13 protein-coding genes are annotated in these 13,900 nt (G+C 67.1%); 3 read left to right on the forward strand and 10 right to left on the reverse strand.

What is annotated here, in order from left to right:
* Positions 1–193: 193 nt before the first annotated feature.
* Genes arr through KDW55_RS13665 form a run of 5 tightly spaced genes read right to left on the reverse strand, consistent with a single transcriptional unit; the run spans position 194 to position 4,419 of the window.
* Positions 194–589, reverse strand: coding sequence for an NAD(+)--rifampin ADP-ribosyltransferase (arr, locus tag KDW55_RS13645; RefSeq protein ID WP_212197975.1), 396 nt, complete (start codon positions 587–589; stop codon positions 194–196).
* A gap of 32 nt (positions 590–621) precedes the next feature.
* Positions 622–1,389: an ABC transporter permease gene (locus tag KDW55_RS13650; protein ID WP_212160401.1), complete on the reverse strand. Its 768-nt coding sequence runs from the start codon at positions 1,387–1,389 to the stop codon at positions 622–624.
* Positions 1,386–2,324 carry an ABC transporter ATP-binding protein gene (locus KDW55_RS13655; RefSeq protein ID WP_069243306.1) on the reverse strand — a complete coding sequence of 313 codons (939 nt, stop codon included), beginning with the start codon at positions 2,322–2,324 and terminating at the stop codon, positions 1,386–1,388. The genes KDW55_RS13650 and KDW55_RS13655 overlap by 4 nt, the downstream gene beginning before the upstream one ends.
* Positions 2,321–3,499 carry an ABC transporter permease gene (locus tag KDW55_RS13660; protein ID WP_040138641.1) on the reverse strand — a complete coding sequence of 393 codons (1,179 nt, stop codon included), beginning with the start codon at positions 3,497–3,499 and terminating at the stop codon, positions 2,321–2,323. Before KDW55_RS13660 ends, KDW55_RS13655 begins: the two co-directional genes overlap by 4 nt.
* Positions 3,496–4,419 (reverse strand): ABC transporter substrate-binding protein, encoded by a 924-nt coding sequence (locus KDW55_RS13665; RefSeq protein WP_040138640.1) that lies wholly within the window; start codon positions 4,417–4,419, stop codon positions 3,496–3,498. The genes KDW55_RS13660 and KDW55_RS13665 overlap by 4 nt, the downstream gene beginning before the upstream one ends.
* Before the next feature lie 166 nt (positions 4,420–4,585).
* Here KDW55_RS13665 and KDW55_RS13670 point away from each other — a divergent pair, with 166 nt between their 5' ends.
* A complete protein-coding gene (locus KDW55_RS13670) occupies positions 4,586–5,515 on the forward strand; it encodes a 2-hydroxyacid dehydrogenase (RefSeq protein WP_212160400.1) in 930 nt (309 codons plus the stop codon).
* A gap of 333 nt (positions 5,516–5,848) precedes the next feature.
* On the opposite strand, the gene KDW55_RS13675 is transcribed toward KDW55_RS13670, so the two are convergent.
* Both KDW55_RS13675 and KDW55_RS13680 read right to left on the reverse strand, forming a co-directional pair.
* Positions 5,849–7,795 (reverse strand): Xaa-Pro dipeptidyl-peptidase, encoded by a 1,947-nt coding sequence (locus KDW55_RS13675; protein WP_212160399.1) that lies wholly within the window; start codon positions 7,793–7,795, stop codon positions 5,849–5,851.
* 599 nt (positions 7,796–8,394) lie between these two features.
* Complete coding sequence (locus KDW55_RS13680) at positions 8,395–8,733, reverse strand: helix-turn-helix transcriptional regulator (RefSeq protein WP_040138636.1); 339 nt, start codon at positions 8,731–8,733, stop codon at positions 8,395–8,397.
* 78 nt (positions 8,734–8,811) lie between these two features.
* Here KDW55_RS13680 and KDW55_RS13685 point away from each other — a divergent pair, with 78 nt between their 5' ends.
* Positions 8,812–9,717, forward strand: coding sequence for a hypothetical protein (locus KDW55_RS13685; protein WP_040138635.1), 906 nt, complete (start codon positions 8,812–8,814; stop codon positions 9,715–9,717).
* Between the two features lie 275 nt (positions 9,718–9,992).
* Entirely contained in the window at positions 9,993–10,223 is a 231-nt protein-coding gene (locus KDW55_RS13690; protein WP_040138634.1) for a hypothetical protein, read from the forward strand.
* A 271-nt stretch (positions 10,224–10,494) separates the two neighbouring features.
* On the opposite strand, the gene KDW55_RS13695 is transcribed toward KDW55_RS13690, so the two are convergent.
* From KDW55_RS13695 to KDW55_RS13705, 3 genes are all read right to left on the reverse strand, one after another.
* The gene (locus KDW55_RS13695; protein WP_212160453.1) at positions 10,495–11,343 is read right to left on the reverse strand and encodes an alpha/beta hydrolase family protein; all 849 of its coding nucleotides are present in this window, start codon (positions 11,341–11,343) and stop codon (positions 10,495–10,497) included.
* 145 nt (positions 11,344–11,488) lie between these two features.
* Complete coding sequence (locus tag KDW55_RS13700; protein ID WP_040138632.1) at positions 11,489–11,920, reverse strand: YciI family protein; 432 nt, start codon at positions 11,918–11,920, stop codon at positions 11,489–11,491.
* 178 nt (positions 11,921–12,098) lie between these two features.
* Positions 12,099–13,868 carry an ATP-binding protein gene (locus tag KDW55_RS13705; protein WP_212160398.1) on the reverse strand — a complete coding sequence of 590 codons (1,770 nt, stop codon included), beginning with the start codon at positions 13,866–13,868 and terminating at the stop codon, positions 12,099–12,101.
* Between the last annotated feature and the right edge of the window lie 32 nt (positions 13,869–13,900).

The following is a 13,900-nucleotide window of genomic DNA, read 5'->3' on the forward strand; positions in this document are numbered from 1 at the left end:
CGGCCAATCGACGCGTGCGGTCGAGCGCCGGCTCGAATGAAAGCCGCGTGTAGGCTTGTTGCGTTCGCAATGGTCGGCGCGCCGGCCGTTGCACGCACACGCATCGCAGTCCGGACGACCAACGCGCATGCCGCTCGCTTGCGTCATTCCGCGCGCGGTTCGCGCGTTGCTGACGAAGCGGCCAGCCGCGACGCTAGTTGATGATCTCGCCCATGCCGGTTTCGATGCGACTCCTGAGTTGCGCGATGAACTCCGGGTCGTACGGTTCCCAGCTATCGAGTTCGCCGACGATCTTCAACGGGCGTGCGCTTCGATACGATCGCGTGGGATTGCCCGGGAATTTCTTGTTCGTCACGTTCGGATCGTTTTCGAATTCCCCGGTCGGTTCGACGATGTAGACGCGTGGCTTACCGTCGCCTTTGGCCATTTCCGCCGCGAGGCCGGCGCCTTTGGGCAGCGCAGTGAAATACACGTGATTCATCACGACGTCGTCGCGATAATTCGACCGGAAACCCGCGGTCAGCAGGTCGCCGATCCGCAGATTCGCTTTCGTGCCGTGAAAGAATGGGCCGGTGTCCAGGACAGCCATGGCGTCTCCTTCGTAAAGTCTCGCGGCGGCTTCTACGTGCGCCGCGCGCGCATCATTCGCCCGAGCGTGCCGATCGCATCGCTGACCAGCACGGCGAGCAACCCGACGATCACGCCGCCTTGCAGGACGAACGCGGTGTTCGACGTCTGCAGCCCGGCGATGATCACGTCGCCGAGACCGCGCGCGGCAACCGTCGAGCCGATCGTCGCGGTGCCGAGATTGATTACGATCGCGAGCCGGATCCCGTTCACGATCACTGGAAGCGCGAGCGGCAGTTCGACCGACACCAACTGCTGCCAGCCGCTCATCCCCATCCCGCGTGCGGCTTCGACGACATCGCGCGGCACGTCTTCGAGCCCCGCGATCGTGCTCTCGAAAATCGGCAGGAGCCCGTACAGTACGAGCGCGATCAATACGGGCTTCAGCCCGAAGCCCACGGCCGGCACGGCGAGCGCGAGCACCGCGACGGGCGGAAACGTCTGGCCGATGTCGACGATGCTGCGTGCGAGCGGCAGGAAATCCGAACCCGCCGGCCGCGTGACCGTGATGCCGGCGGCGACCGCGACGAGCGTGCCGATCAGGCTCGACAGTGCGACGGTGCCGAGGTGCGCGAGCGTCAGGTCGAGCAGGCTCGCGCGATCGTAGATGACGGGCGCGCCGTTGTCCGCGAACGGCGCGAACAGCCCTTGCAGCCACGCAGGGCGCAACAACAGCACGAGCAACAGTGCAAGCGCGGCCGCGCGCGCGACATATGCCGGCAGCCGATGCGGCAGCGTCGGACCCGCTGGCCGCGCCGTCATGCGGGCTGCCTCGCATGCGCGCGAATCGCATCGAGCGTGATGCGGCGCGCCGCGTGTCCGTTGCCGTCGTCGACGGGCAATGCGTCGGCGCCGCGCCACAGCAGTTCCGAGACCGCATCGCGCAGCGTGCGCGTCGCGGCGATCGGCTCGCCATCGGCGTGACCCGGTTCGGCCACCGCGTCGACCGGTGTCAGCGCGAGCAGGCGCAGCGGCCGGTCGACACCGGCGACGAGCTGTTCGACGACACCCGGCGCCGGCTTGCCGAGAATCTCGGCCGGTGACGCAACCTGCAGCAGCCGACCGCCGTCCATCACCGCGATGGTATCGCCGAGCTTCAATGCTTCCTCGATATCGTGCGTGACGATCACGATCGTGATCCCGAGGCGGCGCTGCAATGCGTACAGATCGTCCTGGGCCTTGGTGCGGATGATCGGGTCGAGCGCGCCGAACGGCTCGTCCATCAGCAGCATCGCGGGCTCGGCCGCGAGCGCGCGCGCGACGCCGACGCGCTGCTGTTGTCCGCCGGACAGTTCGTGCGGCAGCTTGTCCGCGAACTCGGCAGGGGCGAGGTCGAACAGCTCGAGCAGCTCATGCACACGCGCATCGATGCGCTGCGCGGGCCAGCCGAGCAGGCGCGGTACGGTCGCGATATTGCGCGCGACGCTCCAGTGCGGAAACAGGCCATGCCCCTGGATCACATAGCCGATGCGCCGCCGCAACTGCTCTGGCGGCACGCTTGCGGTGTCGACGCCGTCGATGCGGATCGTGCCGCTGCTCGGTGCGATGAGCCGATTGATCATCCGCAGCAGCGTCGATTTGCCGCTGCCCGAGGCGCCGACGAGTGCGGTGATCGTGCATTGCTTCATCGTCAGCGACACGTCGTCGACCGCGACGATATCGCCGAAGCGTTTGCCGATGCGTTCGATCTCGATCATGCGGTGCGTCCCTTCGCGAGTGTGGTCGCTGCTTCGAACACGACGGCGGCCGCCAGTGCGAGCGCGATGGTCGGAATCGCGCCGAGCAGCACGAGGTCGGCGGCCGCTTGTCCGATCCCCTGGAAGATGAAAGTGCCGAACCCGCCGCCGCCGATCAGCGCGGCGACCGCGGTCAGCCCTATGTTCTGCACGAGCACGATGCGCACGCCGCTCAGGATCACCGGCAGCGCGAGCGCGAGATCGACGCGCACGAGCCGCTGCGTTCGCGTCATCCCCATTGCGCGCGCCGCTTCGGTCACGTGCGGCGGCACCTGTTCGAGGCCGACCACGACGCTCGACGCGATCGGCAGCAGCGAATAGAGAAACAGCGCGAGCGCTGCCGGTGCGATGCCGATTCCGCGAATACCGAGCGCGGCCGCGAGCGGCACGTGTGCGGCAAGCAGGCCGAGCGGCGCCATCATCAGCCCGTACATCGCGATGCTCGGGATCGTCTGCACGATATTGAGCACCGGCATCACGACGGTGCGCAGGGGTGCGATCCGCGCGCATGCAATGCCGAGCGGCAGGCCCGCGACGAGCGCGGCCGCGACCGAGCCGCCCGCGAGCGAGACGTGCCGGATCGCCTCGCGCCAGAAATCGTCGCTGCGCACCGCGTATTCGCGCATCACCGACAGCCCGTCCCACCAGCCGCTCGCGAGCGGCAGCGAAATCGCTGCTATCGCGACGGCGAGCGCGACGACGCGTCGCCACGGGCCGAACGCGAGCCGTGCAAGCGCGTCGGCGACGAGCACTGTCCATGCGAACAGCAGCATCCACACGCCGGCCGCAGGCGACACGCGCGCGAGCATGTCGTCGGGCGCGACGACGTGCGCCGCTGCCGCGCCCACCGCATACGCGAGGGTCGTGAGCCCCGTGCAGCCGGCCGCGAGTCGCCACGCGGGGCGGCTCGCCGTCATCGCCCACAGCGCGCCGGCGATCCACAGCGCGGCGAGCGCGGCCCCCTGCATCGCGGGCAGCGCGGCGAACACCGACAGCCCGGTGCCGGCCGCGATGCGGTTCGGCCGCAGCACGATGAATGGCATCGCGGAAACCGCGGCGATCGTCAGCACACCGATCAGGATGCCGACCTTGTCGAGCGTGACGCGCCGCGCGGACGCCATCGCGCGTCCCGTCACTTAACGAAGCCCTTCGACTTCAGGTAGCTCTTCGCGACGCCGGCGGCCGGTTCGCCGTTGATCTGGATGCGTGCGTTCAGCATTTGCAGCGTCTTCAGGTCGAGGCTCGCGAACACCGGTTTCAGATAATCGGCGATTTGCGGATGCGCGTTCAGCACGGCTTCGCGAATCACCGGCGTCGGCGCATAGACGGGCTGCACGTGCTTGTCGTCGTCGAGCACGGCGAGACCGCTCGACGAAATCCCGCCGTCGGTGCCGTACACCATCGCCGCATTCACGCCGTCGGTCTGATTCGCGGCGGCCTTGATCGTCGCGGCCGTGTCGCCGCCGGACAGCACGACGAGCTGGTCGGGTTTCAGCTTGAAACCGTACGCCTTCTCGAACGACGGCAGCGCCGATGCGCTGTTCACGAATTCGGCCGATGCCGCAAGTTTCAGCTTGCCGCCGCCCGCGACCCATTTGCCGAGATCGGAGAAAGTCTTCAAATGCTGGGATTGCGCGACCTGCGCGAGCACGGCCACGCCCCACGTATTGTTCGCAGGCGCCGGTGCGAGCCAGACGAGATGATTCGCCGCATAGTCGAGCTTCTTAGCGGTCTCGTAGCCCTGGGTTGCGTTCTTCCACACGGGATCGTCGGCCTTGTTGAAGAAGAACGCGGCGTTGCCCGTGTATTCGGGGTAGATGTCGATTTCGCCGCTCGTGAGCGCCTTGCGCACAATCGGCGTCGTGCCGAGCGCGATTTTTTCGGTGACGGGAACGCCGTGCGCCTTCAACACCTGCGCGATGACATTGCCGAGCAGGTTGCCTTCGGTGTCGATCTTCGACGACACGACGACGGGAGTATCGGCGTGCGCGCCGGGTGCGACGACGGCGGCGGCGAACGCGAAGCCCAGGATTCGGGCGGGCAGGGCGAGCTTCATCGGGGCCAATCTCCAGAATGCGGACGTACGCCGAAAGTTACTTGAGTGAGTCGGCTTTGGCAAACCGCGTGCGGCGGCGCGCCCACAGCGAGCGTGGGGATAACCGGCGCGCGTCACACGCCGTTGTTACACTGGAGCGCATTACCGCCTGCGGACATTTGCTGACATGAAGCCCGAGCTGCTGGCCCTGATCGCGCTGCGCGGCGACGCGCACCGCCGGATTGCCGCGTCGTACGACGTGCACTACGCGCCCACCATCGACGAACGCGAGCGCGCGGTCGTCGAACATGGCGGCACGATTCGCGCGGTGCTCACCAACGGCAGCACGGGCCTGACTGCCGCCGAGATCGACCGGCTGCCGCAACTCACGTTCGTCAGCGCGCTCGGGGCGGGCTACGAGCACATCGATGTCGCGCATGCGAAGGCGCGCGGCGTCACGGTGGTCACGGGGGCCGGCACCAACGACGATTGCGTCGCCGATCACGCGTTCGCGCTGCTGCTCGCCGTCGTCCGCAACGTCGTGCAGCTCGATGCGAAAACCCGCGCAGGCGTGTGGCGCGACGGGCTCGCGATGCCGCCGAACGTGTCGGGCAAGAAGCTCGGCATCGTCGGGCTCGGCAAGATCGGCGAGAAATGCGCGCGTCGGGCGGCCGGCTTCGATATCGAAATCGCTTATCACAATCGCACGGCGAAGCCCGTGCCGTATCGCTATTTCGACCGGGTGGACGCGCTCGCGCAATGGGCCGATTTCCTGATCGTCGCGACGCCGGGCGGCGCAGGCACGCGCCATCTGATCGACCGCGCGGTGCTCGATGCGTTGGGCCCCGGCGGTTTTCTCGTGAACGTGTCGCGCGGCAGTGTTGTCGATACCGCTGCTTTGGCGGACGCGCTGCGCGAACGGCGCATCGCGGGCGCGGGGCTCGACGTGTACGAAGGCGAACCCGAACCGCCGCGCATGCTGACGGACCTCGACAATGTCGTGCTGACGCCGCACATGGGCGGCTGGTCGCCGGAGGCGCTCGATCGTTCCGTGCAGCAGTTTCTCGACAATGCCGCGCGGCATTTCGCGGGGGAGCCGGTGCTTACGCCGCTGTAAGCGGGGCGGATGTGCGTCTGCCGAACCGGATACGAGCCGTTTCTTCCGCGAGCGGCGCGCGAAGGCTGTAGAAAACTGCAATGCGGCTGCAAGCCAGCGGCCGGAACATCCATCCCGGGGAAACGACGTTTTGCCTCATGCAGCCGGACAGTGGCGGACCCGTGCCGGTACTGCAGATCGCAGATAACGGACGACTTTCTCTGTAGTCAGGCCGCTGCGCCGCGTCGACGCCGGATCGCGAGCCGATGCGTGCGCGGCCGCGGCCGCGAAGCGAACCCGGTCGCCGCACGCGTGCGATCGTTTGCGATCGCACGCGCTTCACGTCGAATACGCTCAGGACGTAACCAGCGGCACGGTCACCGACGTTCCCGCTGGATCCAGCGCAAGGCCGGTGCCCGGCGTCGGCCGCAGCGTCGCTTCGTTGTCGCTCGACAGCACGACGAGGCCGAGCTTGTGGCCCGCCTGGAGCGTGTAGTCTCGTGGCATGAAGGTCAGCTTCAGGTCATACGGCATCCCCGGCAACAGCGGTTCGGAGAACCAGTCCGACACGCGATTGCGCGGATCGGTCCACGCGCGTGTGACGATCGTCGCCGTGCCGTCCGGTGCGCGGTCGACCAGCAGCGCCGTCACGTTCGCGACACCGGTGAACGTCAGTCGCACGCGCGCTGTCGCGGTGCCGGCCAGGCGCGTCGCGGTTGCGAACGGCGCGGTCTCGAAGCGGCTGCGATGCTCGCCCGTCGTCGCGTTCGCCAGCGTGAGCGCCGGAATCGTCGCGTCGTCGGTGAAGCGTGCAAGCGGGCCGCCGCTCGGTGTGCGCAACAGCGTGCCGGTGCCAGCGCCGTCGCCGCCCGCGAAGTACGCAACCGGCGTCGCGCGCCGGGCGGCCCAGTCGGTTTCCTTCAGCAGCGTGCCGTCCGTCTGCTCGACCACCGCGCGCGGATCGCGTTCGACGTCGTTGTCGACGCCGATCAGATAGCGCGTGAACCAGCGGTTCACCTCGGCAGTCCACGCGTCGGCCATCGCCGGCACGCGGGTCGGGTCGGTATGCTTCAGGCGATGCAGCCACAGCTGTGTCGGCACGCCCTGGCGGCGCATCGCGAGATACCACGACGTCGACTGGTCGACACGCACGTTGTCGTCGGTCAGCCCTTGCGCGACCAGCGCAGGCGCGACCGCGCGCGCGGTCGGAATGTCGCGCGCGGCCCAGAACGGCGAGTAGTCGCCGGTCTTGCGGTCTTCCTGTTGCAGCGCTTCGTCGACCAGGTGCGCGCAGCGTTCCGGATGCGCATTCGTCAGCAGCGCCTTGATGTAGACGTCGACGTCCTCGCCTTGGTACCCGTCCGGCGCGCGCACGAGCCCGCCCGAACGGTAGTAGCCATACATGTTCGACAGCCCGGCGACCGGCACGATCGCGTCGAGCCCGCGCGTGCGCAGGCTCGCGACCATCTTCGGCAGCGTGCCGTCGTACGACACGCCGTACATGCCGACGTGGCCCGTCGACCAGCTCGCGACGACGGGCTTGCCGCTCGCGTCCTTCGCGGTCGCATCGCGGCCGAGCCAGCGAATCACCGACGCCATCGCGACGGATTCGTCACGCGTGAGGATCGTCGGGCAGCCGTCGGAACCGGCGGTGCCCAGGGAATCCGCATAGACGATCGTGAAGCCGCGCGGGATGAAATAGCCTTCGATCCATGAACGGCCAGCCGCGGCCGCTTCGAGCTGCTGCAGTATCCGCAGCTGCGGCGCCGCAGCCATCACGCGTGCGGATGCGCCGCCGGCGGCCGCTGACGTTGCGACGGGATGCGGCGTGCCGTCGAGTTCGACGTCGACGTCGTGGTTCGGGCTGTCGGCCAGCCCCGCGTAGTACGGGCTCGCGAGCACGATGACCGGCGTGCGGGCGCCGTTCGCGGTTTCGGACGGACGCACGATGCGAACGTGAATCCGGTCTTTCGTGCCGTCGCCGTCGGAATCGACCGGCGTGTCGACCCACGCGTTTTCCTCGATCGTGCCGCCCGATAACGATGGCTGCACCTGGCCGTTGCTGATCACCGGCTTGTAGCGGCCGCCGCTGGCCGGGTTCGCATACGGAACGCCGGACGGCGACACGCGCCGCTGCGCGGCGCCATCGGCCTGTTGATCCTGAGCCTGACCTTGATTTTGCGCGAGCGCGGACACGCCGGCCACGCTGCCGCCGTCATCGCCGCCGCAAGCGGCGAGCGTCGCGGCGGCGACGAGCGCGGGTAGCCATGCGCGACGCGATCCTCTGACATGAATTTGCATTGCCGACCTCGTTCTTGTGTTTGTGTAAATGCGACCGTTCCGCGAGACGCCCCCTGCGGGCCGGGCCGATTACTGCATGAAACGAAGACCAAAACTGCGCACTAGGAACAGCGCCGCGGCGCAATGCGCCGGCGCCGTACCGCTGTCATGCAGGACTACGAATCAAAAATGCGCATGCCGCACATCCTTCCAGATGAAACGGAACGACATCGTTCGACGAGGCGGGGATGATGCGAGCTGCGGTGCTGCGCTGCGGAAACACACGACGCGACGCGCGTGCGGCGGCGGAAGGAAACGGATCGGCGGTTTCGGCCGCGCCGCGCATCGTGATGGCTTGCCGGTTTGCATTTGCTTTCCGGAAGCTTGCACAAAAGTTATCTCAGGGAAAACGGCGTGTCAAACTTTTTTAACTGACGGCAAAAAAGTTTCGATAGTGGGACGCGCAGGCCGTGCGGCGCGCGTGCGGCGCGCTTGCCGTTGCTTTGGTGCGGACGCCCGACGCAAATGCAGAACGGGCGGTCGCGAATCGTATTCGCCATCGCCCGTTCTGCGGATGCCTGCATTCGTGTTCGATTCAAGCCATCGAAGCCTGCGCGCCATCAGCCGTCATCCGCCTTCGCCTGCAGATCCTTCAATCCCTGAATCACGACCAGCAGGGCGCGCCCGTGCTCGTCGGAGCCGTCCCATGCGTCGACGATCGCGTCGCGCAGCAGGTCGTTATAGCGGCGGCGTGCCGGGCCGGTATCGACGCCATAGAAATTGCATAGCTTATTGAATGGCGCACTGCGTCGCAGCCGGCGCCCGTTCGATAGCCGCAAGCGCGACACCGTCGGTTGACTGACCCCGGAAAGCCGCGCTATTTCGCTGGACGAACGCGTATCCGCCATCAAGCGGCGTAACAGGTCTTGAACAGGAAAATCGTGATCCGGGGCTTCCATGCGATGCATTATACCTATACAGTTACGGTTGTTGAATGGGCTTGCTGTCACCGGCGAGGCTGTATCCCGAGAAAGTTGATGACACTGAAACACCTCCCTCCCACGTTCTGCTGGACGAAGATCGGTACCGAGTCCGGCGAGGAACTGCCGACCGTCGTGCTCCGCAAGGAATGGGAGCGACGGCTGGGTGGCGGGCGTTTTCTGTGGGGCATCAGCCAGCCGCTCGGCAGCAGTGCGCAGGTGGCCGCGCACCGCACCGGTTCGCTGCTCGCGCTGTTCTCGCCGGTTGCGTCGCGCACGCGTGCCGGCGAGCGCAAGCGTGAGGACGCGCTGCTATGGAATGCATGGGTCGACGCCGGCGGCCAGGTGCGGCCGCTGCCGCCGCACACGTTCATCGCGAGCCGCGCCACGCTGCCGTCGGGCCGCCGTCGCGAGCAGCACTACGCGCTGGTTTGCGCATCGTCCACTGCGTTGACGGTCGGCACGCAATTGCGCGTATTTCCCGATCATCTGCGTAGCGTGAGCACCGGCAAGCCGCTTGGCGTCGCGCAAGGCGCGGCCGTGGTCGACTGCATCGGGCGTGCGAAGGAGCAAACGGGCAGAAGTTATCCGCTCGCGCTGTCCGTGGAACTCGAGGCGCCGTATTTCGTGCGGCTCGCGCAGCCATGCGTGCTGAAGGCGCGAGATCTCGCAGAGGTAAACAAGGCGACGCGCGCCGGCGATTTCGATCGGTTCGTTGAACTGGTCGCGCGTTTGCGGGGCAGGTCGCCAACGGATGCCGTGCGCGGCGTCACGCGAGATCTGTTCGACGTCCCGCCGATCGAAACGGCGGCCGCCTATGTCGCCCCCGCACATGCGGTTCGGCTGCGCAGCCGGCCCGCGGCCGAGCATCCGGGTGAACTCACCGGCGATCTGTTCGATCTGTCGCCCGCCGACGCGGCCGCGTTCGGCGGTCTCGCGCATTCGCGCATCGGGCGCGCGTGACGTGCGTGCCGGCGATGTTCGGCGCGTGATGTGAAGCAGTGCAGCGTTACGACCGTGCAGCGACGCGCGCCAATGCGAGCGCGATTCGATACGCAAGAATTTGTTGCAATCTCGCCGTAGCGGATCGACGAGTGTGGCGCGACAATCGCGACGAAGCGGGCTGCGCGGCGATCGTGCGACGGCACGTCCGCTGTCGTCGGTCACGTCGACGACATGCGCTGCACGCACACTGAGTGCCGGCTCGCTTCACACAGCAACCTGAGGGAGAAGTGTCGATGCCGACTCATGTCTGTTCGCGGGAAGCCCGGGCTGCACAACGCTTCGTCGAAGCGACGCGCAACGTCGACCAGGCGTTTCGCGCCGTGCGCGGCGAAGGCGACGACGACATCTCGTCGGCCGAATATGCACGCGCGATGTCGCGCCTCGATCGTGCGCTCGCCGAATTGGCGCGTGCGCAGGAATTCTTCGATCGCGTGGTGAGCGCCGACGCGGCGCACGGGAATTGAACTTCAGCCGCGGGCGATTTCCGTTTTCCGCTTTGTTTTCACGTCGCGTCGCGCGATGTCGGGCGCACCGCACGTCCACGCGCCGGATGATCGCGCCGGCCATGTCGTTCATCCATCGGCGCAATCGGCAATGCGGAACCGGCAGCCGGCGAGCCCGGGTAGAGCGAGAGGCGGTTGATCGCGTCGATCAGCGCGTCGCGCGCGGTGCCGTTATGGGGCGTCTTTTTCAGATGAAATTGCGAGTCGTTGGCACACTATGGCGTGACGAGTGCTATGCGTAGCCGCTGTGCTGGAACGACGTCGCGAAGAAACGCATTTGGTAGCGGATCGCATGCGCCCAGTAGTCCCACGTATGGCCGCCCGGACGTTCCGCATAGTCGTGCGGCACGCCGAGCGCGACGAGCCGCTCGTGCAGCGTGCGGTTCGAGCCGACGAACGAGTCGTCGCGGCCGCAGTCGATGATCAGGTCCAGATGCGCGCGGACGAATGCGCGTGCGTTTTCGACGATCGCGCTGCGGTTCCAGAACGACGGATGACGGACGGGGTCGCCGAACACGTGGGCGATGCCGGGCTCGTCTTCGCAGCAGCGCGGATCGACCGCGCCGCTGATGCTGCCGACCGCGCCGAACGTGTCCGGCCTATCGAGCGCGATGCGCAGCGCGCCGAAACCGCCCATGCTGAGCCCGGTGATCGCGCGGGCGCCCTTGGTCGCGATCGTTCTGAAGTGCATGTCCGTGTACGACACGACTTCGTCGCCGACGAAGGTTTCATAGCGGCTGCCCGAGTCGAACGGGCTGTCGATGTACCAGCTTTCGTGGCCGCCATCCGGCATCACAAGGATGACGCGATAGCGATCGGCGAGCGCGGCGATCCGGGTGTTGGCGGTCCAGTCGGTATGGTCGCCGCCGGAGCCATGCAGCAGGTAGACGACCGGAAAGCGTTCGACGCTGCGCTCGGGGCCGTGATGCAGGCGCGCGTACGCGTCCGGCAGCACGACGGTCGCCTGCAGCGTCTGGTTCATTGCCGCGCTTGGAATCGCGACGACCCGCGCCTGATAGGCAAGCGCGGGGGCTGCGGCGGCGAGCAGCAACAATAGCCAGAACGTGCGTAACAGGTTCATGGAGCCTCGCATGTGTCGTTTCCGTTCGGCAGTCGGACATCGGGAAAACCCTGCGGAGGACTCTAGCAACGGCGCCTTTCAACCAAATTTCAGCGAATCCTACGAGGTTGTCAGGTGACGGGGGAGGAAACCGCGAGGTGCCGCCTTACCCGCCCGACTTGCCTTCCATCTCCGCCCGCAGCCGTGCTTCCTGTTCCTGCAGTTCCGGCGTGAAAGCCTCGCCGAAATCCTCCGGCGAGAAAACGGGACGGATCTCGATGTCCGACTCCGTGGGCATCGGGTTCGGGCAGCGCTTCACCCATTCGACAGCTTCGTCCATCGAATTGACCTGCCACAGCCAATAGCCGGCGATGAGTTCCTTGGTCTCGGCGAACGGGCCGTCGATGACGGTCCGTTCCTTGCCGGAGAAGTGCACGCGCTTGCCGCGCGAACTCGGATGCAGCCCTTCGCCGGCAAGCATCACGCCGGCCTTGACGAGTTCCTCGTTGTACCGGCCCATTGCCGCCAGCAGTTCGGTATCGGGCATCGCCCCCGATTCGGAAGCGGCTGTTGCCTTGACGATCACCATCACGCGCATTGTCGTTACTCCTTGAACGGGAAGGGGAAACCTTTGCCGGCCGTGCTGACGGCAAAACGGGCGGTTACGACACTACGACGCGCGACGATCGCGCGAATCGACATCGAACGCAGAAAAATCATTCGACCGCCGGCGGGCCGGCCGCGCAGGCAGGGGCGCCCGCCGGCCGGCCCGCCGCTTACGCCGCCTTCACGTGCGCGTCGAGCACCGCGCGGATCCGTGCCGCGAGCTCGTCGCGGCGGTACGGCTTGCCGAGCAGCATGACGCCGGGATCGAGCCGCCCGGAATGGAAGATTTCGTCGCGCGTATAGCCGGACGTGAACAGCACGGGCAACGGCGGCGAGCGCAGCGCGGCACGGCGCGCGAGCTCGCTGCCCTTGATGCGGCCCGGCATGATTACGTCGGTGAACAGCAGATCGATCGGCGTGCCGCTATCGAGCATCCGCAACGCGGCTTCGCCGTCGGATGCGGTGAGGACCTTGTAGCCGAGCTGCGCGAGCATGTCGACGACGGTGAGCCTGACATCGGCATCGTCTTCGACGACGAGGATGGTTTCGCGGCCGCGCACCGGATCGTGCTGCGGCACACGGGGCGGCTCCTCGGCGTACGTATCGTGGCAGCGCGGAAACGTGAGGCGCACCGTGGTGCCCTGGCCGGGCGTGCTGTCGATCGACGTGTGACCGCCGCTTTGCTTGACGAAGCCGAACACCATGCTGAGGCCGAGCCCCGTGCCTTCGCCGTCCGCCTTGGTCGTGAAGAACGGTTCGAACACGCGCTCCAGCACGTCGGCCGTCATGCCGGTGCCGGTGTCGGTGACCTCGAACGTCACGTAGTCGCCGGGCGGCAACGGTGCGCGGCGCACGCCCGCGGCCGGCGCGGGGGCCACGCCGTTGTACGCGCCAATCGTCAGCGTGCCGTCGCCGCGCATCGCGTCGCGCGCATTGATCGCAAGATTGAGCAGCGCGTTTTCGAGCTGGTGCCGATCGGCGAGCACGTTGCCGACGTCGGCCGCGAGCGCCGGTACGATCCGTACGGATTCGCCGAGCGCGCGATGCAGCATCTCGTTCATGCCGTCGATCAGCTGGCGCGGATTGAGCACCGTCGGCGACAGCGGCTGGCGCCGCGCAAAGGCCAGCAGGTGCGATGCGAGCTGCGCGCCGCGCCGCACCGCGTTGTTCGCGCTTTCGATCCGCGGCTGCGCGCTCGCGCGCTCGCCGAGTTCGACCGCGAGGATCTGCAGGTTGCCGCTGATCACCTGCAGCACGTTGTTGAAGTCGTGCGCGATGCCGCCGGTCAGGCTGCCGATCGCTTCCATCTTCTGCGCATGGCGCAACTGTTCCTCGATCGCCGCGCGCTCCGCGATCGCGTCGGCCACCCGCTGTTCGAGCGTTTCGGTCAGCCGGCGCAGCGCATCGTTGGAAGCCTGCAGCGCCGCTTCCGCCTGTTCGCGATGGCGCCGGGCGAGCACGCGTTCGGTCGTCTCGATCACGACGGCGAGTACGCCGCCCGGCGCACCGTCGTCATCGGGCAGCGGGCTGTAGTGCAGGTCCATCCATACGTCTTCGGGGCGGCCGTTGCGCAGCAGCACGAGTTCCTTGTCGCGATACGACAGCGTGCCGCCCGCGAGGCAGGTATGCATCACGTTGCGGTTGAAGTCGGCGACCTCGGGCCAGCCGAGTTCGACGGCCTTGCCGAGCAGATACGGATGGCGTCCGCCGGCAAATCCGGCATACGCGTCGTTGTAGATCATGTAGCCCGGCTCGCCCCACAGCATCACCACCGGCAGCGGCGACGCGAGCACGGTGCGGACGGCAGCGACGAGGCTCGCCGGCCAGCGCTCGAGCGGCCCGAGCCCGGTTGCCGACCAGTCGAAGGCGGCGATGCGCTGCGCCATTTCGCCTTTCCAGCCCGGACAATCGTGGTGCTGCGCGAACAATTCGACATGCATGGAATCACTCCAGTCAGGACATGACGGCCGCG

The organism is Burkholderia sp. AU19243 (assembly GCF_018148075.1).
Taxonomy (GTDB): Bacteria; Pseudomonadota; Gammaproteobacteria; order Burkholderiales; family Burkholderiaceae; genus Burkholderia; species Burkholderia latens_A.